This is a genomic window from Hanstruepera ponticola (assembly GCF_012931685.1).
In the GTDB taxonomy this organism is placed as follows: domain Bacteria; phylum Bacteroidota; class Bacteroidia; order Flavobacteriales; family Flavobacteriaceae; genus Hanstruepera; species Hanstruepera ponticola.
This window is the reverse complement of sequence record NZ_JABANC010000001.1, coordinates 46,390-70,684: the sequence shown is the minus strand read 5'-3', so window position 1 is coordinate 70,684 and position 24,295 is coordinate 46,390. Positions and strand designations below refer to the sequence as shown.

The window sequence follows — 24,295 nt, the reverse complement described above, 5'->3', positions numbered from 1 at the left end:
TTGCTACCAGCCACCTGAAGCACCTCCGCCTCCAAAGCCACCGCCTCCAAAGCCACCGCCGAATCCACCACCAAATCCTCCGCTTGAACCACCACCAAATAGTCCACCTCCAGAACTTCTACCATAACTACCACGCCCCATATTGCTCAATATAATGGCATCTAAAATACTCATGCCTTCATGTTTTTTACCACCAGAACCGCCATTATTTCCACCTCTCCGATTTTTGGAAATTGCAATCAGGATAATAATAAATACGATAAATAAGAAGAAGAAAAAACCTATTGGAAATCCATTAGAAGAAGATTGTCTCGAGCCCTGATACTCGCCCGTCATAACTTCAAAAATAGCATCAGCACCTCGATTCAATCCACCGAAATAATTATTTTGTTTAAAATAAGGGATTATATCATTGGTTATGATTCGTTTTGATATAGCATCTGATAAAAGATGTTCAACGCCATAACCAGTATTTATAGCAATCTTACGATCATCTTTTGCCAATAGAATGAGTATGCCATTATCTTCTTCAGCTTGACCAATTCCCCATTTTTCTCCCCATTGTGCGCCTAAATAATTAATGTTCTCGCCTTTAGTTGAACTTATTATAGCAATAACGATTTGTGTAGACGTCGTATCAGAATATTTTATCAGTTTTTCTTCTAGACTATTTTTTTCTGAAACAGATAATAAATCAATGTAATCATAAACAGAGGTCTGCTCTTTTGGTATTTCAGGAATTTCATATTGCGCGTATAGAGTGCTTGTTGAAAAGCAACCCAAAAAAAGCAACCCAATTAATAAGTTTTTAAATAACGCCATTAACCCTTTGATATATCATTAGGGAGTTCATTAGTATCTGTATGATGCCATGGAAAATAAGTTTCAAGTACCTTTCCAGCTTTTAAAACACCATTAATTAACCCTTGTTTAAAATCACCTTTTTTAAATTCTTTTAATATGGCATCACGAGTCGTATCCCAAAAATCACTTTCAACAACTTTGTTTATACCTTCGTCACCAAAAATCACGAAAGTTCTATCTTCCACTGCTACGTAAATTAGTACACCATTTTGCTGCTTGGTATTATCCATTTTTAACATATGGAATACTTCCTTTGCACGATCAAAAACATCTAATTTTGTAGAGTTTTCTATATGTACACGTATTTCACCAGACGTGTTTTTTTCAGCTTGACGAATAGCAGAAACGATTTCTTGTTCTTCTTGTGCTGTCAGGAAATCTTCAATTTTTGACATAAGGTTTATTCAAAATCAAAATCTACATCAGGTGCATTCTCACTTCCAGGATCTGCCTTATATCGTGGCATGTCATCAAAACCAAATAATCCTGCTAAAAGGGTTCCAGGGAATTTTGAAATATGCTTGTCATAAATATTGACTTTTTCATTATAGCGATCTCTGGCAACATTTATGCGGTTTTCAGTACCTTCCAATTGTGCCTGTAGTTCCAAAAAGTTTTGATTGGCTTTAATATCAGGATAACGTTCAACAGAAACTAATAGTTTTGAAAGTGCACCACTTAAACCACTTTGAGCTTGTTGGAATTGAGCCATATTATCGGCTGTCAAATTATTAGCATCAATTGTTGTTGAAGTTGCTTTGGCACGAGCCTCAATAACCTCACGAAGAGTTGTTCTTTCAAAATCTGCAGCTCCTTGAACGGTTTTCACAAGATTACCTATTAAGTCATTCCTACGCTGATAAGAACTTTCAACATCAGCCCATGCAGTTTCTGCATCAGCTTGGTATTCAACTGCAGTATTGTTAAATCCAACTGCCCATGAATAAAGAGCAAAAGCTATTACGGCAATGACGATAACTGGGATTAACCATTTTTTCATAATATTAAGTTTTGAATGTTAGTGTTTTTTGTAAGTAACCATTAATAAGTTGACAAAATCAATAAAATGTTACAACTGTTCTTTGATTTTGATTAGCTGTGCTTTGACATCTTCTAATTTACTGATGATTTCAAAGTTATTTAGTGTTTGCTGTTTCTCTTCTTTTAAATGAATTTTTGCGCCTTCCAGAGTAAAACCACGTTCTTTAACCAAATGATAAATAAGCTTAAGATTTTTAATGTCATCAGGTGTGAACTTTCTATTGCCTTTTGCATTTTTTTTTGGTTTCAGTACATCAAATTCCTTTTCCCAAAATCTAATTAATGACGTGTTTACGTCGAAAGCTTTGGCTACTTCACCAATTCCGTAATATCTTTTTTCTGGTAGTTCTATATGCATTAGTCTAAAGATTGGTTTTCTAAAGTTGCCTTTTCTAGTAGTTCATTAAATTCTTGTGGTGATAAACTACCATAATAAAAATTAATAGGATTGATACGTTGATCGTCTTTGAAAATCTCATAGTGTAGGTGAGGAGCTTCTGATCGACCTGTACTTCCTACAAAACCAATTAAATCACCGCGTTTAACTTTTTGATTTTTTCTGACATTGTATTTATATAAATGTCCATAAAGACTCACATAACCATAGCCATGATCAATTCGAATGTGTTTTCCATATCCAGCCGAATTACTATCAGCTCTGGTTACAACACCATCACCAGTGGCATAGATTGGCGTGCCTCTTGGTGCAGTAAAATCCATTCCCCAATGCATTTTCCTCACTTTTGTGAAAGGGTCGTTTCTCATGCCGTAACCAGAAGCCATTCGTGTTAAATCTTCATTTCTTACGGGTTGGATGGCTGGTATGGCTGCCAATAACTTTTCTTTTTCTTCGGCCATTTTGGCAATTTCATCAAGAGATTTTGATTGTACTACAATTTGTTTTTGTAGGATGTCTAATCGCTTACTACTCTCAATAATGAGTTTCGAATTGTCAAATCCTTCTAAATATTTGTAACGATTTACACCGCCAAAACCTGCTTTACGTTGTTCATCTGGTATAGGATTGGCTTCAAAATATAATCTGTAGATATTATTGTCTCTATTCGCTATGTCTTCTAAAACTAATTGTGCTTCGTCCATTTTTCTATTAAGCAATTCATATTGTAATTGCATATTAGATAATTCACGTTTCAGAGCTTTTTCTTTAGGCGATTCAACATACTGACTAGTAATAAAAACTGTAAGAAAACCAAATAAGGCAGCAGCCAGTATAAAAACTGATATGTATTTAAATGTACGTCCTTTTTTGCGCTCTATTTTTCTATAAGAAAGCGTTTCAGAATCGTAATAATATTTTACCTTACTCATTGGCTAAATTTACTATTTTTGCAGATAACTATTACTAATAAGTGGTTTTTCTGACAAGTAAACTAACAAATATAAAAATAGTTTAGCACTTTACGGAATTTTAACACAAGCTTGAAACACAAACTCATACATGAAATCCCAAGATATACGTTCAACATTTTTGAATTATTTTAAAGATAAGCAACATGCCATTGTGCCGTCAGCACCTATGGTACTCAAGGATGACCCAACGCTTATGTTTGTTAATTCAGGAATGGCACCTTTTAAGGAATATTTTTTAGGAAATGCCGAGCCCAAGAACAATAGAATTGCAGATACACAAAAGTGTTTACGTGTTTCAGGAAAACATAATGACCTTGAGGAAGTAGGTTATGACACCTATCATCACACCTTATTTGAAATGTTGGGAAATTGGAGCTTTGGCGATTACTTTAAAAAAGAAGCGATTGCTTGGGCCTGGGAATTGTTAACGGAAGTATATAAAATTAATAAAGACATACTATATGTAACCGTTTTTGAAGGTGATAAGGAGGATAATATTCCCATGGATCAAGAAGCTTACGATTTTTGGAAAGAACTCATTTCTGAAGACCGTATTTTAATGGGGAATAAAAAAGATAATTTCTGGGAAATGGGAGATCAAGGTCCTTGCGGTCCTTGCAGTGAAATACATGTTGATATTCGTTCAGAAGAAGAAAAAGCCAATGTTTCAGGTAAAGATTTGGTAAATATGGATCATCCGCAAGTAGTTGAAATTTGGAATTTGGTTTTTATGCAATACAATCGCAAAGCCAATGGCTCGCTAGAAAACTTACCAAACAAACATATTGATACAGGTATGGGCTTTGAACGTTTGTGCATGGTTTTGCAAAACGTAAAAAGCAATTATGATACTGACGTATTTACACCAATTATTCGTGAAATTGAAACCATTTCCGGGAAAGATTATGGGGTGTCTAACAAAGTAGATGTTGCAATAAGAGTTATAAGTGACCATGTACGTGCAGTGGCTTTTTCAATTGCTGATGGACAATTACCAAGTAATACAGGCGCGGGTTATGTGATACGTCGAATTTTACGTCGTGCCATTCGATATGGATTTACATTTTTAGACCAAAAGGAACCATTTATATATCGTTTAGTTGATGTGCTTATTAAAAAAATGGGAGGAGCTTTTCCAGAATTAAAAGAACAAAGGCAACTAATTGAAAATGTAATAAAAGAAGAAGAAGCTTCATTTTTAAGAACATTAGATCAAGGCTTATTATTACTAGACAGAATTATTACGCATTCCAATTCAAAAGAAATTTCTGGAAACAAAGTGTTTGAACTAAAAGACACGTATGGTTTTCCTGAAGATTTAACAGATTTAATTCTTCGTGAAAACGGATTTACCTATAATCATGAGGAGTTTAGTAAAAAATTAAAGGAGCAACAAGAACGAGGCAAGCAAGCATCTCAATTAAAATCCGATGATTGGACGGTTTTAATTAATGATGCCGATCAGGAATTTATTGGATATGATGCTTTAGAGGCCAATGTGAAAATTACCCGCTATCGCAAAGTGACTTCAAAAAAAGATGGCGATATGTATCAACTGGTTTTTAATCTGACTCCGTTTTATGCCGAAGGAGGTGGTCAAGTTGGTGATAAAGGCTATCTTGAGGATGCAACAGGAGATGTAATATATATTGTTGATACCAAAAAAGAAAATAACGTAATCATTCATTTTACGAAAAGTCTACCTAAAAATATTCAAGGAAACTTTAAAGCTATTGTAGATGAGAAACAACGTTACCGAACCGAGTGTAATCACACAGCAACGCATTTATTACACCAAGCTTTACGTGAAGTTTTAGGAACTCATGTTGAGCAAAAGGGTAGTGCAGTGCATAGTAAATATTTGCGTTTTGATTTTTCGCATTTTTCAAAAATGACTGTTGATGAATTACGTGATGTTGAAAACTTTGTAAATGCTAGAATTGCTGGAAAATTACCTTTACAAGAACAGCGTAACATTCCAATGGAACAAGCTATTGAGGAAGGAGCCATGGCATTATTTGGCGAAAAATACGGTGATACCGTTAGAACGGTTCGATTTGGTCAATCTATAGAGTTATGTGGCGGAACACATGTGAAAAACACTGGCGATATATGGTATTTTAAAATTGTTTCAGAAGGTGCAGTTGCGGCTGGAATACGCAGAATAGAGGCCATAACAAATGATGCGATGAAAGATTATTTTGAGGAAGGTTATAAAGTCTTTACGAACATCAGAAGCATGCTTAATAACACCAAAGAACCCGTAAAAGCACTTCAGAATTTACAAGAAGAAAATAGTAATTTAAAAAAGCAAATTGAAATTTTGCTGAAGGAAAAAGCCAAAAACCTAAAAGGTGAGCTTAAAAACGAATTGACAGAGTATAACGGAATTCAATTTTTAGCAAAACAAGTGGATTTAGATGCTTCAGGTATAAAAGATTTATGTTTCGAATTAGGAAGTCAATATGATAATTTATTTCTGTTGTTTGGTGCTGAAAATGAGGGTAAAGCATTATTGTCTTGTTATATCTCAAAAGAATTAGTTGCTGAAAGGAACTTGAATGCTGGACAAATAGTTAGAGAATTGGGAAAACATATCCAAGGCGGTGGAGGTGGTCAGCCATTTTTTGCTACAGCTGGTGGAAAAAATCCTGATGGTATCAAAGAAGCTTTAAAAGCAGTTAAATCTTATCTTGATTAATTGCCATTTTGAGCTTGTCTCAAGTTACTATTATGAAACTACAAACTCAAATACCCTTAAAACCACAGCAGCATAATCAAATTGATTATCACTCCAAAATAATACTGTTTGGGTCGTGTTTTGTAGAGAATATAGGTGAGAAATTAAATTATTATAAGTTTCAGCAGCTACAAAATCCGTTTGGTATTCTATTTCATCCACTGGCCATTGAGAATTTGATTACTTATGCTATTAATAAAAAAGATTATTCTAAAAATGATGTTTTTTTTCACAATGAGCAGTGGCATTGTTATGAGGCTCACTCTAGATTGAGTAATTCATCAAAAGAAGATTTAATAGAAGAGCTAAATAATCAAATCTCTCTTACAAATTCGTTTTTAAAAGAAGCATCACATATTATCATAACGCTGGGTACGGCATGGGTTTATAGAAATTTAGAAACCGATAACATTGTGGCTAATTGTCATAAAGTATCTCAAAAACAGTTTGTAAAAGAATTATTAACTGTTGATGATATTTCGGAATCACTTAAAAGTATTGTGGCATTAATAAAAAGCGTCAATTCTAATACTTCAGTGATTTTTACAGTGTCTCCAGTTCGTCACATTAAAGATGGATTTGTTGAAAATACCCGAAGTAAAGCACATTTAGTTGCAGCTATTCACCAAGTAGTAGAACCAAGAAATCAGATATATTATTTTCCTTCATATGAAATCATGTTAGACGAATTACGTGATTACCGTTTTTATAAGGAGGACATGTTGCATCCTAATACGCTTGCCGTGAACTATATTTGGGAAAAGTTTCAAAATGTTTGGGTTTCTAATCAAGCTACAGAAACTCTTCAAAATATTGATGCTATCCAAAAACGGCTTTTACATAAGCCATTTAATCCTAATTCTGAAGAACATCAAAGATTTCTAGAGGATTTAAAGCAGAAACAGATCCATCTACAAAAGGATTTTCCCCATATCGTATTTTAAAAATACGTAATTCATCGTATTGTTTTCATTTTCATATTGTTGCAATTTTGAACCATTATTAACAATAAAATATTATCAACAATGAGAACTTTAAAACAATTTATGTTATTAGTAGTAGTAACTTCAATGGTGTCATTAACATCATGTAAAAGTGATGATGATGGTGGAGATCCAGGTAGCGTTGGAGCTGCTTCAGGTACTATTTCAGCTAAAATTAACGGAAACCAATTTACATCTTTAGAAATCACATCATTTGCTAATATGTCTTCAGGAGGTGGTCAAACAACATTAATTCTTCAAGGGAACACACAATCTCAAGCTATTAATATTATAATCAATGGTTATGAAGGTGTTGGATCTTATGAAATTTCAGATGACAATGTGTTTATTGTAGCTTCTTACATTGAGCCTAACATCAGTGATCCTTCAAATACACAAACGTGGTCAGCACCTTTTCAAGATTCGGGAGTTATTGGTGAAATAAATATTTCAGAACAAACAGAAACAAAGGTTAAAGGAACCTTTAATTACGAATGCAAAAACAGTAACGACGGTTCTGTAAAAAATATAACAGATGGTTCGTTTAACCTAACATTACAAACAACCTAAATCAGTCTGAGTTTGTACGCAATACTTGAAAATCTTAACAAGCAATAATTAAATCTTGTTGTTGAGATTTGTTGATTAGGCGTGATGACCAGACAGTTATTACGCTTAATCTTTTTTAAAGGCAGTTTATCGAAAAATTAATTTTCATGTCACTTTAAATCGTAAATTTATTATGCTATTAATCAATATATAAAGAAACATCAATTTAATAGACTGTGTAAAAACAGTTTATAATTGGTGTTTTTTTTGTTTAATACCTTCATCAAGATGTACTTCAATGTTATTATTATTACGCTTGTAATCTTTCTGGTAATTACTTCAATATTTAAATTTTTTGAAATTCTTAAAGATGTCAATACAAGAAATCAGAGTTTTAATGTTTTAACAAATAAACTATCTGATCAAATTCAATTACAAAGTTCGCTTAAACATAGAGTAAAATTATTGGATAGTTTAAACGTATTTATGTTTAAGCAAGTTTCATTTATATTGAAAGAATTGATGGATGTGCAAAAGAGTTTATTATCCAATAACTTTTAAGTCAATAAACATTTTTTGTTTATTATTAAATATGTAAAAGCTAACCACATGAAACAATGTATTTATTTTGTCTTACTTTTTTTTACCCTATTATTTTCATATTCCCAAAACCGAGCACAAGTTCTTAATGATTCAGCTTTAGATATTTATAAGGATGATCACCAAAAAGCCATTTCAATTTTAGAAGATGGTTTGGTAATAGCTCAAAAGGATAATGATAAAAAAGAAATAGGACGTTTAAAAAACAGTTTGGGCGTTGTTTATAGAGATTTGGGAACTTTTGATAAAGCAAAAACACTTTCGCTTGAAGCCTTAAATTATACTAATGATTCCATAATAAGTGCTTCAGCTTATAATAATATTGGCGTAGTCAACAGAAATTTAGGGTTGTATGATGAAGCAATTGAATACCTTATAAAAGCATTGAGTATCTATGAAGCAAAAAATATGCGTCGTGAATCTGCAACTACTCATAACAATATTGGAATAGTTTACAGTTTCAACAATATATATGATAAAGCTATAGAATACCATTTGAAAGCTAAAGCTGATTTTGAAAAATTGGATGATAAAAAAGGAATTTCGGAAGTATATAATAACATTGCTATTATTTATGCCAATGAAGGAAATCTAACAAAAGCATTGGAATATTTTCAATACTCTTTAAAAATAGAACAAATCTTAAACGATAAAAAAGGCATTGCTGAATCGGCAAATAATGTGGGAGCTGTTTATTATTATATGAGTGAAATTGATTCTGCTCTTGTCTATTTTGAAAAATCCGCCACATTAGAAAAAGAAATCGGAAATTTTGCAGGTCTTGGAGCTAGTTACAACAATATCGCTCAAGTGTTATTGGAATATAACAGAGTACCACAAGCTAAAAAGTATATTGATAGTGCTTATACTACTGCTAAAAAATATAAAGTCGCTACAGATATTGAAATGGCTTTAGAAAATTATTCGACTTATTATTCAGCCAATAGTCAACCTGAAAAAGCATTAATTTACTACAAAGATTTCACCGCTTTTAAAGACAGTATTCATAATCAAAATACTAAAAACAAAATTGCTGAATTGGAAATTGAATATCAAACCGAAAAAAAAGAAAAGGAAATTCTTGCTCAAAGAGCTGATTTGGCTGAAAAGGAACTTGATTTAAACAGGAAAAACACACAAGTAATTGGCTTGATAATTTTGGCTGTGCTTTTATTTATTTTGGGCTATCTGTTTTACAGTCAGCAAAAACTAAAAAACAAACAATTACAGCGAGAAAGTGAATTGAAAGAAGCATTGGTGAAGATTGAAACACAAAATAAACTTCAAGAACAACGCCTTGAAATTTCAAGGGATTTGCATGATAACATAGGCGCGCAATTAACCTTTATAATTTCGTCTTTAGATAATTTGAAGTACGGGTTTCAATTACCAGAAAAGTTGAGTAATAAATTAGATTCTATAGGTCGCTTTACAACCTCCACTATTCATGAATTGCGAGATACCATTTGGGCAATGAATAAAAATGAGATTACTATTGATGATTTACAAGCCAGAATTTCAAATTTTATTGAAAAGGCAGATAGAGTCTCTGAAAAAATAACGTTTTCATTTCACACAGAAAATGTAAATGATACTATAAAATTTACTTCTGTTGAAGGCATGAATATTTATAGGATTATCCAAGAGGCCATTCATAACGCTTTAAAATATGCAAACCCAACTGAAATTACTGTAAAAATTCAAGAGATTAACAATGCTGTAGTCATACAAGTAATTGATAATGGAAAAGGTTTTGATATAGAAACGGTCGAATTTGGAAATGGTCTTAACAATATGAAAAAGCGAGCACATGAATTGGAGGCAGAGATAGAAATAAACTCCTACCCTAAACGTGGCACTTCAATAATTGTGAAAAAGGCTATAAATAAGTAAGGCTTTATATTGTTTAGTAAATTCGTTTTGTAAAAACTAGAATGATGAAAATTAAAATAGCTATAGTAGATGATAATTCTTTTTTAATTACTTCAGTAAATGAAAAACTGTCTTTTTTTGAGGATTTAGATTTTAAATTTTCAGCACTTAACGGATCTGACCTACTAGTGAAATTGGAGTCCAATCACAATATTGACTTAATATTAATGGATATTGAAATGCCAGTTTTAAATGGTATAGAAGCTACAGAAATAGTGAAGCAAAAATATCCGCATATCAAAATTATTATGCTCACAGTTTTTGATAATGACGAAAACATTTTTAATGCCATAAAAGCTGGAGCAGATGGTTATTTGTTAAAAGATGTCAATGCCAAAGATCTGCATGATGGCATAGTTGAAACATTAAATGGTGGTGCAGCTATGAATCCTTCTATTGCTATGAAAACTCTTAGGTTATTAAGAAATCCACTAAATATTGAAAATGAGTCTGATAAGGAAGATATAAAATTAACTCCAAGAGAAGTTGAGGTTTTGGAGCAGTTAAGCAAAGGATTGAGTTATAATTTAATAGCAAAAAATCTTATACTATCCACAGGTACCGTTCGAAAACATATAGAAAACATCTACAAAAAATTGCAAGTCCATAATAAGATTGAAGCCGTTCAAAAAGCAAAAAACAATAATTTAATTTAACAATAATTTAATCGATAGAGAACATTTGATTTTTTCTATTAACGTATTTTTGAATTGCTATTAATCAAGGAAGAACGCAAGCATTGATAAGACTTCATTGTCGAAGATATCAGTGCTTTGTTTTTTTATGTATTTTAGTAATATGCGAAAAATTTTATTTGGTGTAATAATTACGTTGGTGGTTTTGTTGTCATTCAAGTATTGTGGCGATAAACAAAAAGAAGAAACTCTGCTAAAGGAAAATTCCACATTAATACAGGAACAAATTAAAAACGTTGGTAAGTTAGTGGTAACTGAAGGTCATTTTAGTGAAGTGTTTACTTATAAAAATTCAAAAGCCATTTTTGCCGATTTAGTCAACGTTGAAAAAAAAGCTCTAGTTGTGGTCAATGCCGATGTGACTATAGCATATGATTTAAGTAAAATAACTTACAGTATTGATGAAAAAAACAAAACGCTTCATATTACTGGTGTGCCAAAGGAAGAAATAAAAATAAATCCTGATTTTGAATATTATGATGTTCAAGCGGATTATTTAAACCCTTTTGAAGCCAAAGACTACAACAATATTAAAGAGACTGTAAAGAAATCACTCATGCAAAAGGTAGAGGCTTCAGATATAAAATTAAATGCCAAAAACAGATTGATTAGCGAATTGGCAAAATTTCATATTTTAACAAATTCAATGGGATGGACTTTAAAGTATAATGAAAAACCTATTGATAATATAAATGAACTTACGGGATTAAAATTATAATCTCTTTCTCAAACTTACCCAGCCACCTCCATTAGTAGCTTCTATACGTTTTAGATTCAAGAATTTCGCAGCTTTAGCCGACCGTACACCACTTTCACAACATACTACAAAAGGTTTATTCATTGCTTTTAGTTCTTCAACATGATTTTGTAATTCGTTTAAAGGAATATGTACAGCATTTTCAATATGACCATTATCCCATTCCTTTTTTGTTCTAACATCTAGAATTACAGCCCCATTTTCTAAAAAATATTGAATCTGCCTTTTCTTTGCTCCAAATAAAAAATCTAAGAATCCCATAGTCATTTCATTTTATTTAAATTTACAAATAAATAATTAAAATCTACAATTGAAATCTGAAACACGACGAGAGGAGATAATTCAAACAGCTGCACAATTATTTAAAGAAAAAGGATTTAGTGCTGTGACCATGCGCGATTTGGCAACTACCATGGGTATGAAAGCTGCAAGTCTTTATAACCACATAAGTTCTAAACAAGAGATATTAAAAGAAATAATCATTTCGTTGGCTGAAGAATTTACTAATGGTATGGAGCAAATCAATAATTCTAACCAATCTTCAATTCAAAAGTTAAAGGACATCATTGCATTGCATATCAACATTACCAGCAAGAATACTTATGGTATGGCATCATTGAATAATGATTGGATGCATCTTGAGGGCCAATTGCAGTATTATCTAGAATTACGAACTAACTATGAAAATGACTTTAGAAACATTTTAATTGATGGTGTTAGTAAAAATGAAATTATTGATTCGGATATAGAAACTATGTTGTTTTCGCTATTATCTACATTACGCTCTTTATATCTCTGGATACCTAAAAAAGAAGATTTAAATTTTGAGGAGTTATCAAAAAATTTGAGTACAATCCTAATTAGTGGAATTAACAAATAGTTAATAGAATTTTTTTGTAAATTTGTAAATCTAACTAACAAGTGTTAGTTAGATGTTCAAAAGAATAATATGGCAGAATTTCACAACTTAAAAGTTGCAGATATTTATAAAGAAACCGAAGATACATCGGTTATCACTTTTGAGATTCCTGAATCATCTCAAGATGCTTTTAAATTTAGACAAGGTCAGCATTTGACTTTAAAAGCTATTATTAACGATGAAGACGTACGACGTTCCTATTCATTATGTTCAAGCCCTTTGGAGAACCAATGGAAAGTAGCTGTAAAACTCATTCCGGGAGGAAAATTTTCAACTTATGTTAATGAAGAATTGAAAGCAGGAGATACACTAGAAGTAATGACACCTAGCGGAACATTTGGAGTTAATTGTAATAAAGAAAAAAACAAGAATTATTTGTTTTTTGCAGCAGGTAGTGGTATAACGCCTATACTGTCTATGATAAAAACGCATTTGGCTGAAGAGCCAAACTCAACTTGTAAATTGTTTTATGTGAATAAAACGGCAAAATCCATTATCTTTAAAGAAGACTTGGAACAGTTGAGAAACACGTATTTTGGAAGACTAGAAATCTATTATTTTTTAACCAAAGAAAGACGTGATATAGACTTGTTTAATGGCCGATTTGATGATGAGAAAATGAAGGTGCTTACAGAAATATTTATTGATATTCCAGATACGAGTGAAGTGTTTCTGTGCGGACCAGAACAAATGGTTAAGTATGTAAGCCAATATTTGATAAATAAAGGTTTGCCAAAAGAGTTGGTGCATTTTGAATTGTTTGTTACCGGTCTTTCAGAAGAAGATATTAAACGAGCTGAACGATTGGCACAGCAAAAAGTAGAAGGCACACAAGTCACTATTGTTGATGGTGGGAAAGAATTCCAATTCACCATGACCAAAGAATACGATAATATTTTAGATGCCGCTTTAGGTGCTGGTGCCGATTTGCCGTTTGCATGTAAAGGTGGTGTTTGTAGTACCTGCAAGTGTCAGATAAAAGAAGGTAAAGTCGAAATGAAGATTAATTACGCATTAGAAGATAAAGAAGTCGCACAAAACTATGTATTAAGCTGTCAGGCCGTACCAACAACAGAAAAAGTTGTTGTGGATTTTGATGTTTAAAAAGATATGTCATTCCGAGCGCAGTCGAGGAATCTATTATAAATAGAATTATTCACTAAATACTAAATTATGAGTGAAGAACAAATAAAAAACCTAGAAGAGCAATTTGAAGCGCGAATAGCGCGCGACGAAAAAATTGAACCAAAAGATTGGATGCCAGAAAAGTATCGTCAAACACATATTCGTCAGATGTCTCAACATGCACACTCCGAAATTGTTGGCATGTTGCCTGAAGGAAATTGGATTACTAGAGCACCGTCATTAAGGCGTAAAGTTGCATTGTTAGCCAAAGTTCAGGACGAAGCAGGTCATGGACTATACTTATATTCCGCAACCGAGACTTTAGGTATTTCACGTGATGAAATGTATGAGCAATTACATACAGGAAAAGCCAAATATTCGTCCATTTTTAATTATCCTGCACTTACTTGGGCAGATATGGGAGCTATTGGATGGTTGGTAGATGGTGCAGCTATCATCAATCAAGTGCCATTGTGTAACACGTCTTTCGGACCTTATGCACGAGCCATGATTCGCGTTTGTAAAGAAGAAAGTTTTCACCAGAGACAAGGTTATGAAATCATGCTCAAATTGTGTAATGGAACACCAGAACAAAAAGAGATGGCGCAAGATGCATTGAATCGTTGGTGGTGGCCAAGTTTAATGATGTTAGGGCCAACAGATGCAGAATCTATACATACAGAGCAATCCATGAAATGGAAATTAAAGCGAAAATCAAATGACGACTTACGTCAACAGTTTATAGATCAAACTGTGCCTCAAGCAGATATTCTTGGATTAACCATTCCGGATCCAGATTTAAAATGGAATGAAGAACGCGGTTGTTACGATTTTGGTGAAATTGATTGGGATGAATTTTGGCAAGTAGTTAAAGGTCACGGTCCAATGAATAAAGAACGTATGAAAGCACGAGTTGGTGCCTGGGAACGTGGCGAATGGGTTCGCGATGCGGCTATGGCTTATGCCGAAAAGCAAGGAGAAAGAAAAGCAAAACAAGTAGTTTAAAATTATCATCAATTTGAGAGAAATTCTTTTGAGGAATTTCGAATCAATAATAAATGATGAATCAATAAATAATATTATGTCAACAAAAAACTGGCCACTTTGGGAAATCTTCGTAAGAAGTAAAAATGGATTAGAGCATAGGCATTTTGGAAGTCTGCACGCAGCAGATGCAGAAATGGCTCTAGAAAATGCAAGAGATGTTTATACGCGTAGAAATGAAGGTGTAAGTATTTGGGTGGTAGAATCTAAACACATAACAGCATCTAATCCAGAACATAATGGTGAAATGTTTGAGCCTGCTCAAGATAAGGTGTATCGTCATCCAACATTTTATGATTTGCCTGATGAAATAAAACACATGTAATAATTGTCATTCCTGCGTGTCACATTGAGCTTGTCGAAATGAAGGCAGGAATCTCATTAAGAGAAACTATGAAAAATAATTTATACAAATATATTTTAGGAATAGCGGACAATAGTCTTATCCTTGGTCAAAGAATAGGTGAGTTATGTGGTCATGGGCCAAGTTTGGAAACTGATATTGCATGTACAAATTTATCTTTAGATTTATTTGGTCAAGTACGTAGTTATTATCAATACGCTGCAAAAATTGCTGGAGACGATAGAACTGAAGACGATATTGCGATGTTGCGCAAAGAGCGTGACTATATAAATGTGTTATTGGTAGAACAACCAAATAGAGATTTTGCATATATCATCGGACGTCAATTTTTATTTGACGTGTACCATTATCTATTTTTAACTGAATTACAAAAGAGTAAGGATTTAACGCTATCAGCTATAGCAACAAAATCCTTAAAGGAAGTGAGTTACCATTTGCGTTTTTCTTCAGATTGGGTGAAACGATTAGGTGACGGTACTGAAGAAAGTCACGCCAAAATGCAAGATGCCATTGATGGTTTATGGACTTATACAGATGAGTTATTTCACCAAACTGATGCCGATAAACAGATGGTTTCAGAAGGGATAGGAGTTGATGTTACTAAACTCAAGGACACATATTATAATAATGTTGCAGAAGTTTTAACAGAGGCAACAATTCAAGTGCCAGAATTAAAATATTTTCAAAAAGGAGGTAAACAAGGTATTCATACAGAACATATGGGTTATTTGTTGGCTGAATTACAATATATGCAACGTGCCTATCCCAATATGGAATGGTGATAAATCTATGATTTGTCATCCTGAACTTGTTTCAGGATCTCATTAAATATAATTATGACAACAACGGAACAACATATAGATAAAATCTTAATCCCAATTCTAGAGCAGGTTTCAGATCCTGAAATTCCTGTTTTATCCATTATGGATATGGGTGTTGTGCGTTCTGCAATTATTGAAAATGATATTGTAAAAGTAGAAATTACACCAACATATAGCGGCTGCCCAGCCATGGATGTGATAGGAGATGATATTATGGCAGCACTTAAAAATGCAGGTTATAAATCTAAAATTGAACTCATTCTCCATCCCGCTTGGACAACGGATTGGATTACAGAACGAGGTAGAAAAGCACTGGAGAAATATGGCATTGCGGCTCCTTTAGAGGCAGAGGCAGATAAAGATGTTTTGCTAAATGGTAAACGATTGGTAAAATGTCCACAGTGTGGATCCAAAAACACAAAATTAGTAAGTCAGTTTGGTTCAACAGCATGCAAAGCACAATTTCAGTGTGATGAATGTCAAGAGCCATTCGACTATTTTAAATGTCTTAAATAGACAACAAGAAACATAGGTATGAGCAACAATTCAATTCTTTTAAAAATTGAAAACCAAGTAGCGTATATAACGCTAAACAGAGCAGAAGTATTTAATAGTTTCAATCGTGAAATGGCTTTAAGTCTCCAGTCTATTATGGATGACTGTGAAGCCAATACTGATGTAAGAGCAATTGTCCTTACTGGAAGCGGAAAAGCCTTTTGTGCAGGTCAAGATTTAAAAGAAGTCACAAATCCAGACTTAAACCCAGGATTTAAAAAAATACTCGAAGAACATTACAATCCAATAATCACTCGAATTCGTTCTATCAAAAAACCAATTATTGGTGCAATAAATGGAGTAGCAGCTGGTGCAGGAGCAAATATTGCACTGGCTTGCGATATTGTTGTTGCTCATGAAAAAGTAAGTTTTATTCAAGCATTTAGCCTAATTGGTTTAATTCCAGATAGTGCTGGGACATTCTTTTTGCCAAGACTTATTGGATTCCAAAAAGCAACTGCATTAGCCATGTTAGGAGACAAGATTTCAGCTGAAGAAGCAGAACGATTAGGAATGATTTACAAAATGATTCCTTTAGAAAACTTTGAAGATGAGGTTAGTAAACTTGCTTTAAAATTGGCTAATATGCCAACTAAAGCACTAGGTATGATTAAAGAATTGTTTAATCAATCTATGACAAATAGTTTAGAAGAGCAATTAGCATTAGAGTCTAAATTACAAATAGAAGCAGCACAAAGCGAGGACTACCGGGAAGGTGTTGCAGCCTTTGTTGAAAAACGTAAACCAACTTTTAAAGGAAAATAATTTAAAGTGGTCACCTCGAGCGCAGTCGAGAGGTCGCATTGAAAGATAAACAGAATTATGAACATAGGAATAATAGGAAGTGGAACAATGGGAAGCGGCATTGCGCAGGTTGCAGCTACTTCTGGTTGTAATGTAAAATTATACGATACCAACCAAGCGGCTTTAGATAAAGCTAAAGCAAGCCTTGAAAAAATATTAAATAGACTTATTGAAAAAGGCCGAATCGATTCAAATGAGAAAAATAGAATTCAGTCTAATATATCATATGTAGATAATTTAAAGGATTTAGCAGATTCTCATTTAACCATAGAAGCTATTGTTGAAAATCTGGATATTAAGAAAAAGGTGTTTTCAGAATTAGAAACTTATGTTTCTGACAATTGTATCATTGCATCCAATACATCTAGTTTATCTATAGCATCAATAGCGGCTTCATTACAGAAACCAGAACGTTGTGTTGGGATTCATTTTTTTAATCCAGCACCTTTAATGAAGTTAGTTGAGGTTATTCCAGCGATTCAAACTTCAAAAGACGTATTAGATAAATCTGTACAAACTATTAAGGATTGGAAAAAAGTGGTGGCAGTTGCAAAAGACACACCAGGATTTATAGTGAATCGTGTGGCAAGACCATTTTATGGTGAAGCTTTGCGTATTTACGAAGAAGGCATTGCAGACCTGCCCGACGGCGAAGCGGGTTTCGCAACAATAGATTGGAGTTTAAAAACGCTAGGAGGTTTCCGTATGGGACCATTCGAATTAATGGATTTTATCGGGAATGACGTCAATTATACCGTTACAGAAACTGTATTTAAGGAATTTTATTTCGACCCAAGATACAAACCTGCATTTACACAGAAACGCTTTGCTGAAGCAGGATATTTAGGTCGTAAAACCGGTAAAGGCTATTATGATTATGATGAAAACGGAAAGATTAAAGGAAGTCTAGATGTCACCTCGAGCGCAGTCGAGAGGTCTCTAGCAGAGAGCATATTCGAACGCGTATTAGCCATGCTAATCAACGAAGCAGCAGATGCTTTGTTTTTAAACATTGCATCGGCAGAAGACATTGATAATGCCATGACCAAAGGCGTTAACTACCCAAAGGGCTTATTGGCTTGGGCAGATGAAAAAGGAATTGATTGGTGCGTCAATAAAATGGATGAATTGTATAACGAATATCATGAAGATCGTTACCGTTGTAGTCCTCTGTTACGTAAAATGAATAGAGAGCAAAAAACATTTTTTAACTAGCGTCAGTTCGAGTGCGAAGCTTATCGAGAACAAGCGAGACTTCTCGATACAATTTTCTGACGAAAATCACTCGAAGTGACAAAATAGTAAATATGAAAGGAGAATTAATTCCATATAAAATGTTAAGTCAAGATGCTTTTAGTCAATGGCTAGGTATTGAGATATTAGAATGTGAGATTGGGCGTTGTAAGGTTGGTATGACCATACGAAAAGATATGCTTAACAGTATGAATTATGCACATGGTGGTATAAGTTATTCATTGGCTGATACAGCATTTGGTTTTACAGCAAATACGCATGGCAAATATGCCGTGTCTATTGAAACTAGTATTAATCATATTGAAGCATTAGAGGAAGGTGATTATCTAGTGGCTGAATCAGTTATCGAAAAAGTAAACAATAAATTAGGGTTTAATATCGTCGAAGTGAAACGAGGCGATGAATTAGTAGCACTTTTTAAAGGTGTTGTCTATAGAACTCAAAAGGATTGGGAATAGAATTCCTGCGAAGGCAGGAATCTCTTAACAAATAGATGATAAATTTTGGTTAAGAAAAAACATAGCAAGTAAGTGCGTTAGGGATTTAAGTGACATCCTTTTGCTTTTTGCAAAAGATATAAAGGAAAGCCCGACCTTTAGGTAACGCTAAAAAATAATAATAGTAACAATTATAGAAACCCACTTTCGTGGGCATTAATTATGAAAGAAGCATATATAATAGATGGCATAAGAACACCAATAGGAAATTACAAAGGAACATTATCAGCTGTTCGTACAGACGATTTGGGGGCTTTAGTAATTTCAGAAGTTGTAAAACGAAATCCAAATATCCCAAAAGAAGCTTATGATGATGTGATAATGGGTTGTGCAAATCAAGCTGGAGAAGATAATCGTAACGTGGCACGCATGTGTTCATTGTTAGCAGGATTACCGTATTCGGTTCCTGGTGAAACGGTAAACCGATTGTGTAGCTCTGGTTTGTCAGCAATTATTCATGCTAATCGTGCTATTAAGGCTGGAGATGGTGACCTGTTTATTTCTGGAGGTGTTGAAAATATGACGCGCGGACCATATGTTATTGCTAAGCCTTCAACAGGTTTTGGTGGTGATTCTAAAATGTATGATTCAACCTTCGGATGGCGTTTTATCAATCCGAAAATGCAGGATATGTATGGAACCGATGGAATGGGTAATACGGCTGAAAATTTGGTCGAGAAATACAATATTTCCCGTGAAGATCAAGATAAGTTTGCGTATTGGAGCCAAATGAAAGCCTCAAAAGCACAAGAAAATGGACGTTTAGATAAAGAAATAGTAACCGTTGAAATTCCACAACGAAAAAATGACTCCATCCGATTTTCAAAAGATGAGTTTGTAAAACCAACAACATCTTTAGAAGTTTTAGCTAAACTTCGTCCAGCGTTTAAAAAGGAAGGAGGCAGTGTTACTGCTGGCAATTCTTCTGGTTTAAATGATGGTGCAGCAGCAACTATCGTGGCATCAGAAGATGCCGTTAAAAAATATAACTTAAAACCATTAGCAAGAATTGTAAGTTCTGCTGTGGTTGGTGTAGAGCCAAGAATCATGGGTATTGGGCCCGTTGAAGCTTCAAATAAAGCAATGGCAAAAGCAGGTCTTACCATGGACGACATAGATATCATTGAGCTTAACGAAGCCTTTGCGGCTCAAGCATTGGCTTGCACAAGAGCTTGGGGATTAGCTGATGATGATCCAAGAGTAAACCCAAATGGTGGTTCTATTGCCATAGGACACCCATTAGGAGTTACGGGAGCACGAATTGCTTTATCAGCAGCAATAGAATTGCAAGAACAAAACAAGCGCTATGCTTTAATAACGATGTGTGTGGGTGTTGGTCAGGGCTATGCAGCCATTATTGAAAATGTGAATTTATAGAGGTATGTAATTCCTGCGAAGGAAGGAATCCATTTTATTTTATAGAATATGAACAAAATACAACATTACGTCCAAGGTCAATGGACTACAGGAAAAGAAGAAGGTACACCAATCCTTGATGCTGTTACTGGTGAAGCATTTACTAGTGTCGCAATTGAAGGATTAGATATTCCAGAAATTCTGCAATATGGAAGAACCAAAGGTGGTGAGGTCCTCCGTAAAATGACCTTTCAAGAGCGTGGTAATATGCTTAAGAAGCTTGCTTTCTATTTAACCAAACGAAAAGACGCATTCTATGAATTAAGCTATAGAACTGGAGCTACAAAAATTGATAGTTGGATTGACATTGAAGGTGGTTTTGGAAATTTATTCGCCAATGCATCATTAAGGAAATTATTTCCAAATCAACCGTATCATGTAGAAGGCGATCCTGTTGATTTATCACGTGGTGGACGTTTTATGGCACATCATATTATGGTGCCTAAAAAAGGTGTAGCCGTTCATATTAATGCCTTTAATTTCCCAGTTTGGGGCATGCTTGAAAAATGTGCTGTTAATTGGATGGCTGGAGTTCCGGCTGTGGTATTACCAGCACCTTCTTCATCGTATTTAGCAGAAGCTGTTGCTAAAGAAATTATCAATTCCGGAATTTTACCAGAAGGTGCGTTGCAAATTATTAATGGGACAGTAAAATCTATTTTAGATACCGTAGAATCTCAAGATGTGGTGACCTTTACTGGGTCTGCATCCACTGGAAGATTACTTAAAGCACATCCAAGATTAATACAAGAGTCTGTGCCTTTTACTATGGAAGCGGACTCATTGAATGCATCCATTTTAGGAGAAGATGCAAAGCCGGGAACACCTGAATTCGATTTATTTATCAAAGAAGTTCGCAAAGAAATGACCGTTAAGGCTGGGCAGAAATGTACAGCAATTAGGCGAATTATTGTGCCTGAAGACCGAGTTGAAGATGTTCAAATTGCATTAGGTAAGGCTTTAGATAAAATAACTATTGGTGACCCAAGACTCAAAGAAGTTAGAATGGGATCTTTAGTGAGTAAGCAACAAGTTGAAGCTGTAAGAAATTCTATAGCCGATATAGCCAAAGAAGCTGAAATTGTATATGGAAACCTAGACAGGATTGAAACTATTGGAGCTGATGCTGATAAGGGCGCTTTTATTAGTCCTGTTGTTTTTAGAACAGATAACCCACTCGAAAACACCATTGTTCACGAACGTGAAGCATTCGGTCCGGTGAGTACAATTATGCCATACAAATCGTTAGATGAAGCAGTTCAACTTTCACAAATGGGTAAAGGCTCATTAGTGTCTTCTATAGCTACTTATGATGATAATATTGCTAAAGAATATGTAGTGAATGCGGCTAGTCATCACGGACGTATTTTAGTTATTAATCGTGAAATGGCAAAAGAAAGTACTGGACATGGTTCGCCATTACCCACATTAGTACATGGTGGTCCTGGACGAGCAGGTGGAGGAGAAGAAATGGGAGGTATGCGTGGAATAAAACACTATTTACAACGTACAGCAATTCAAGGAACACCAACAACACTTACTGAAATAACAGGCATTTATCAGCAAAATGCAAAATATAAAAATGCTGAACAACATCCGTTTCAATACCATTGGGAAGATATTCAACCAGGAATGTCACTTAAAACTCATAAGCGAACAATTACAGATACTGACATTCAAAACTTTGCCAATTTAACTTGGGATCATTTCTATGCGCATACAGATATTACGTCATTAGACGGAAGCATATTTGAAAAACGTACGGCTCATGGCTATTTCATAATTTCAGCTGCAGCTGGATTATTTGTGTATCCAAACAAAGGTCCTGTAGCGGCAAATTATGGTTTAGATAGTATTCGCTTTTTAAGGCCATTGTATCATAATGACACAATTTATGTGCGTTTAACGTGTAAGGAGAAAGTAGATCGCGATGTAGCTTCAGCTGAACATCCAAGTGGGATTGTTAAATGGCATGTTGAGGTATTTGATGCTAATTTTGAAAATAGACCTGAAAGTCAAAAAAACGAAAAAGATAGTCCTTTAGTAGCTGTTGCTACTATACTTACAATGGTTCAAAAAAAGCAAGAAACCTTTGTTGAAATGACAGATGAAAAGATTAATGAATGTCTTTTAAAACTGAATGAGGATACAAAACCAAAATGGGGAATCATGACACCACAACATATGATTGAACATTTGGAATATACATATAAAATTGCTGCTGGAGAGATTCAAGACTTTGAAATTTCAACTCCAGAAAAGATATTAGAGAAAGTTCATCATTCATTGTATAATTATAAAAAGTTTCCTCAAAATTCTCAATTTCCATTATTAGAGAAAGACACACTAGATAATTTAAAGTATGAAAATTTAGCAGCAGCAATTGAAAATTTTAAGTCGCAGCGTGAAAAATATCTAGAATTTTTTAAAGAACATCCTGATACGACATTAAAAAATATGGTTTTTGGTGAATTAAATAGATACGAGTGGTATTTATTAGAACGTAAACATTTAAATCACCATTTTGAACAATTTGGATTAATATAAATTAAAACTAATGTCACCTCGAGCGCAGTCGAGAGGTCTCACAAAAAGATAAAATAAAACAATATGAGTGACCCTTATGTTAAGTTAGAAATAGAAAATGAAGTAGGCTATATTGAATTTTTTCATCCTGCTCATAACTCATTGCCAGGAGATGTGTTGGCAAAATTAGCACAAACTATTACTGATGCTGGACATAACGATGCTATTAAAGTTATTGTTCTAAAAAGTGGAGGAGACCGAACCTTCTGTGCTGGCGCTAGTTTTAAAGAGCTTATAAATATTAATGATGCGGCAACTGGAAAAGTTTTCTTTTCTGGGTTTGCAAATGTGATAAACGCCATGCGTAAATGTCCCAAATTTATTATTGGTCGTATTCAGGGTAAAACAGTTGGTGGTGGAGTAGGTTTAGCAGCTTCAACCGATTATTGTATGGGAACTAAATTTGCTGCAATTAAGTTAAGTGAATTGAATATTGGTATTGGACCATTTGTTGTCGGACCAGCCATTGAGCGTAAAATGGGATTAAGTGCCATGTCTCAAATTGCTATAGATGCCAATTCGTTTTATCCAGCAGAATGGGCTAAACAAAAAGGTTTATTTACACATGTCTATGAGAGTACAGAAGCGTTAGACGAAGCCGTAAAAGCAACAGCAGAACATTTATGTACCTATAATACAGAAGCCATGATGGAGATGAAAAAAGTGTTTTGGAAAGGCACAGACCATTGGGATGAACTATTGGCAGAACGTGCGCAGACAAGTGGTAGATTGGTGTTAAGCGATTTTACAAAAGAAAAGTTAAAAGGATTTAAATAATGATTTACAGTTTCAAAGGCTTTACTCCAGTGGTTCACGAAAGCAGTTTCGTACATCCTTTAGCTGCTGTTACTGGGAATGTAATTATTGGTAAAAACTGCTACATAGGTCCAGGAGCGGCTATTCGAGGTGATTGGGGACAAATCATTTTAGAAGATGGTGTTAATGTTCAAGAAAATTGCACAGTCCATATGTTTCCTGGTAAATCAATAACGCTAAAAGAGAGTGCTCATGTAGGTCATGGTGCAATTATTCATGGAGCAAACTTGGGTAAAAATTGTTTAATAGGCATGAACACTGTTATTATGGATGATGCCGAAATTGGTGATGAAAGTATAGTTGGTGCTATGGCTTTTATAAAAGCTGAAACCAAAATTCCAAATCGGAGTTTAGTAGTAGGTAATCCAGCAAAAGTTTTAAAACAAGTTAGTGATGAGATGTTAGCATGGAAAACCAAAGGCACGCAACTCTATCAACAATTACCAAAAGATTGCCATGAAAGTTTAAAGGAGGTAGAACCATTAAGAGAGGTTCCAGCGAAAATGAAAATACAAGAAGGTATTTACGATACACTTCGTGATTTTATGAAGAAATAAAATTT

25 protein-coding genes are annotated in these 24,295 nt (G+C 34.2%); 19 read left to right on the top strand and 6 right to left on the bottom strand.

The features are described 5' to 3' along the window. Window positions 1–3 precede the first annotated feature (3 nt). The 5 genes from HGK31_RS00335 to HGK31_RS00315 all read right to left on the bottom strand — a co-directional run bounded on the left by HGK31_RS00335 (window position 4) and on the right by HGK31_RS00315 (window position 3,234). On the bottom strand, window positions 4–822 hold the full coding sequence (locus HGK31_RS00335) for a TPM domain-containing protein (RefSeq protein ID WP_191858029.1): 819 nt from the start codon (window positions 820–822) through the stop codon (window positions 4–6). Next, window positions 822–1,259: a TPM domain-containing protein gene (locus HGK31_RS00330; protein ID WP_191858028.1), complete on the bottom strand. Its 438-nt coding sequence runs from the start codon at window positions 1,257–1,259 to the stop codon at window positions 822–824. The genes HGK31_RS00335 and HGK31_RS00330 overlap by 1 nt, the downstream gene beginning before the upstream one ends. Before the next feature lie 5 nt (window positions 1,260–1,264). Beyond that, on the bottom strand, window positions 1,265–1,864 hold the full coding sequence (locus HGK31_RS00325; RefSeq protein WP_191858027.1) for a LemA family protein: 600 nt from the start codon (window positions 1,862–1,864) through the stop codon (window positions 1,265–1,267). A gap of 69 nt (window positions 1,865–1,933) precedes the next feature. Continuing rightward, window positions 1,934–2,263 carry a MerR family transcriptional regulator gene (locus HGK31_RS00320; protein WP_104734616.1) on the bottom strand — a complete coding sequence of 110 codons (330 nt, stop codon included), beginning with the start codon at window positions 2,261–2,263 and terminating at the stop codon, window positions 1,934–1,936. Beyond that, window positions 2,263–3,234, bottom strand: a complete 972-nt coding sequence (locus tag HGK31_RS00315; protein ID WP_104734615.1) for a M23 family metallopeptidase — start codon at window positions 3,232–3,234, stop codon at window positions 2,263–2,265. The genes HGK31_RS00320 and HGK31_RS00315 overlap by 1 nt, the downstream gene beginning before the upstream one ends. A 130-nt stretch (window positions 3,235–3,364) precedes the next feature. On the opposite strand from HGK31_RS00315, the gene alaS reads away from it, so the two are divergent. The 6 genes from alaS to HGK31_RS00285 all read left to right on the top strand — a co-directional run bounded on the left by alaS (window position 3,365) and on the right by HGK31_RS00285 (window position 11,493). Further along, window positions 3,365–5,977, top strand: a complete 2,613-nt coding sequence (gene alaS, locus HGK31_RS00310) for an alanine--tRNA ligase (RefSeq protein WP_191858026.1) — start codon at window positions 3,365–3,367, stop codon at window positions 5,975–5,977. A 32-nt stretch (window positions 5,978–6,009) separates the two neighbouring features. Then, window positions 6,010–6,960, top strand: a complete 951-nt coding sequence (locus HGK31_RS00305; protein WP_191858025.1) for a GSCFA domain-containing protein — start codon at window positions 6,010–6,012, stop codon at window positions 6,958–6,960. An 81-nt stretch (window positions 6,961–7,041) separates the two neighbouring features. Continuing rightward, a complete protein-coding gene (locus HGK31_RS00300) occupies window positions 7,042–7,569 on the top strand; it encodes a DUF6252 family protein (protein WP_104734612.1) in 528 nt (175 codons plus the stop codon). Window positions 7,570–8,157: 588 nt separating this feature from the next. Next, the gene (locus HGK31_RS00295) at window positions 8,158–10,041 is read left to right on the top strand and encodes a tetratricopeptide repeat-containing sensor histidine kinase (protein ID WP_191858024.1); all 1,884 of its coding nucleotides are present in this window, start codon (window positions 8,158–8,160) and stop codon (window positions 10,039–10,041) included. Window positions 10,042–10,085: 44 nt separating this feature from the next. Further along, window positions 10,086–10,736: a response regulator gene (locus tag HGK31_RS00290; protein WP_191858872.1), complete on the top strand. Its 651-nt coding sequence runs from the start codon at window positions 10,086–10,088 to the stop codon at window positions 10,734–10,736. A 142-nt stretch (window positions 10,737–10,878) separates the two neighbouring features. Then, the gene (locus HGK31_RS00285; protein WP_191858023.1) at window positions 10,879–11,493 is read left to right on the top strand and encodes a DUF4230 domain-containing protein; all 615 of its coding nucleotides are present in this window, start codon (window positions 10,879–10,881) and stop codon (window positions 11,491–11,493) included. On the opposite strand, the gene HGK31_RS00280 is transcribed toward HGK31_RS00285, so the two are convergent. After that, window positions 11,488–11,793: a rhodanese-like domain-containing protein gene (locus HGK31_RS00280; protein WP_104734607.1), complete on the bottom strand. Its 306-nt coding sequence runs from the start codon at window positions 11,791–11,793 to the stop codon at window positions 11,488–11,490. The genes HGK31_RS00285 and HGK31_RS00280 overlap by 6 nt on opposite strands. A 49-nt stretch (window positions 11,794–11,842) precedes the next feature. Here HGK31_RS00280 and HGK31_RS00275 point away from each other — a divergent pair, with 49 nt between their 5' ends. From HGK31_RS00275 to HGK31_RS00215, 13 genes are all read left to right on the top strand, one after another. Beyond that, window positions 11,843–12,412, top strand: a complete 570-nt coding sequence (locus HGK31_RS00275) for a TetR/AcrR family transcriptional regulator (RefSeq protein ID WP_191858022.1) — start codon at window positions 11,843–11,845, stop codon at window positions 12,410–12,412. 69 nt (window positions 12,413–12,481) lie between these two features. Beyond that, window positions 12,482–13,555, top strand: coding sequence for a 1,2-phenylacetyl-CoA epoxidase subunit PaaE (gene paaE, locus HGK31_RS00270; protein WP_191858021.1), 1,074 nt, complete (start codon window positions 12,482–12,484; stop codon window positions 13,553–13,555). 69 nt (window positions 13,556–13,624) lie between these two features. Beyond that, window positions 13,625–14,581, top strand: coding sequence for a 1,2-phenylacetyl-CoA epoxidase subunit PaaA (gene paaA / locus HGK31_RS00265; RefSeq protein WP_191858020.1), 957 nt, complete (start codon window positions 13,625–13,627; stop codon window positions 14,579–14,581). A gap of 76 nt (window positions 14,582–14,657) precedes the next feature. Further along, window positions 14,658–14,945, top strand: a complete 288-nt coding sequence (paaB, locus tag HGK31_RS00260; protein WP_104734603.1) for a 1,2-phenylacetyl-CoA epoxidase subunit PaaB — start codon at window positions 14,658–14,660, stop codon at window positions 14,943–14,945. Between the two features lie 68 nt (window positions 14,946–15,013). Next, on the top strand, window positions 15,014–15,766 hold the full coding sequence (paaC, locus tag HGK31_RS00255; protein ID WP_191858019.1) for a 1,2-phenylacetyl-CoA epoxidase subunit PaaC: 753 nt from the start codon (window positions 15,014–15,016) through the stop codon (window positions 15,764–15,766). Window positions 15,767–15,820: 54 nt separating this feature from the next. After that, a complete protein-coding gene (gene paaD / locus HGK31_RS00250) occupies window positions 15,821–16,321 on the top strand; it encodes a 1,2-phenylacetyl-CoA epoxidase subunit PaaD (protein ID WP_104734602.1) in 501 nt (166 codons plus the stop codon). Between the two features lie 18 nt (window positions 16,322–16,339). After that, window positions 16,340–17,125 carry an enoyl-CoA hydratase-related protein gene (locus HGK31_RS00245; protein WP_191858018.1) on the top strand — a complete coding sequence of 262 codons (786 nt, stop codon included), beginning with the start codon at window positions 16,340–16,342 and terminating at the stop codon, window positions 17,123–17,125. A 57-nt stretch (window positions 17,126–17,182) separates the two neighbouring features. Beyond that, entirely contained in the window at window positions 17,183–18,379 is a 1,197-nt protein-coding gene (locus tag HGK31_RS00240; protein ID WP_191858017.1) for a 3-hydroxyacyl-CoA dehydrogenase NAD-binding domain-containing protein, read from the top strand. 92 nt (window positions 18,380–18,471) lie between these two features. Next, a complete protein-coding gene (locus HGK31_RS00235) occupies window positions 18,472–18,876 on the top strand; it encodes a PaaI family thioesterase (RefSeq protein WP_191858016.1) in 405 nt (134 codons plus the stop codon). A 201-nt stretch (window positions 18,877–19,077) separates the two neighbouring features. Further along, window positions 19,078–20,292 carry a 3-oxoadipyl-CoA thiolase gene (gene pcaF / locus HGK31_RS00230; RefSeq protein WP_191858015.1) on the top strand — a complete coding sequence of 405 codons (1,215 nt, stop codon included), beginning with the start codon at window positions 19,078–19,080 and terminating at the stop codon, window positions 20,290–20,292. Window positions 20,293–20,340: 48 nt separating this feature from the next. After that, entirely contained in the window at window positions 20,341–22,878 is a 2,538-nt protein-coding gene (gene paaZ / locus HGK31_RS00225; RefSeq protein WP_191858014.1) for a phenylacetic acid degradation bifunctional protein PaaZ, read from the top strand. Between the two features lie 63 nt (window positions 22,879–22,941). Beyond that, a complete protein-coding gene (locus tag HGK31_RS00220) occupies window positions 22,942–23,694 on the top strand; it encodes an enoyl-CoA hydratase/isomerase family protein (RefSeq protein ID WP_191858013.1) in 753 nt (250 codons plus the stop codon). Beyond that, entirely contained in the window at window positions 23,694–24,290 is a 597-nt protein-coding gene (locus HGK31_RS00215; protein ID WP_191858012.1) for an acyltransferase, read from the top strand. Before HGK31_RS00220 ends, HGK31_RS00215 begins: the two co-directional genes overlap by 1 nt. Window positions 24,291–24,295 lie beyond the last annotated feature (5 nt).